Source organism: Spiroplasma endosymbiont of Lariophagus distinguendus (assembly GCF_023846195.1).
Classification (GTDB): Bacteria; Bacillota_I; Bacilli_A; order Mycoplasmatales; family VBWQ01; genus Spiroplasma_E.
Genome location: NZ_JALMUW010000180.1, coordinates 1 through 558, shown reverse-complemented (window position 1 = coordinate 558; position 558 = coordinate 1). Strand labels below are relative to the sequence as shown.

Sequence of the window (558 nt, the reverse complement as noted above, 5' to 3'; positions counted from 1 at the left end):
TTAAGAGGTCAAGTTAATGGTTATATTATCAATAATTTAAAATTTAAAAATTTAAGAAATTTAAACGCTTTAATGTATTTTATTTATAATTCTATGAATGAAATACCCTTATCAATAAGGGAAACAGTTAAAATTCAATTAAATACTATACCAGTATTTGGTAGTTTCTTTAATGGATTTACCGGCGGAATGAATATAGGTTTTAAAAAAGTTTCAAATTTATTAATACCAAGGTTTGATATTGTTAATTTTTTTATAAGTGCTGAATTATATAAATTTTATACTAACGTTATTTATTCAAGTGCAAAAGAAAAAAATATTATGCCTTATGATGTTTTTAGAAATGGTACACCCGATGAATTACCAGCAATTTTAGGAACATCTAGTCATATGACAAGTTTTACATTTAATTTGACTGATAACATTAAACTTTCAACTTATGATATTGATAATAATAATATTGTTGATAGTAAATATATGAATCTAGTTAATATATCACAAATTAATCCAAATAATAATCAACAAATCTATTTATTACCACCAGTAGAAGATTTTGAT

General features: G+C 22.2%; 1 protein-coding gene. It reads left to right on the top strand.

All coding sequences use genetic code 4. The features are described from left to right. Window positions 1-93: 93 nt before the first annotated feature. Window positions 94-558: hypothetical protein (locus tag M0D11_RS06425; RefSeq protein ID WP_252321156.1), on the top strand; the 465-nt coding region annotated here is incomplete at its 3' end.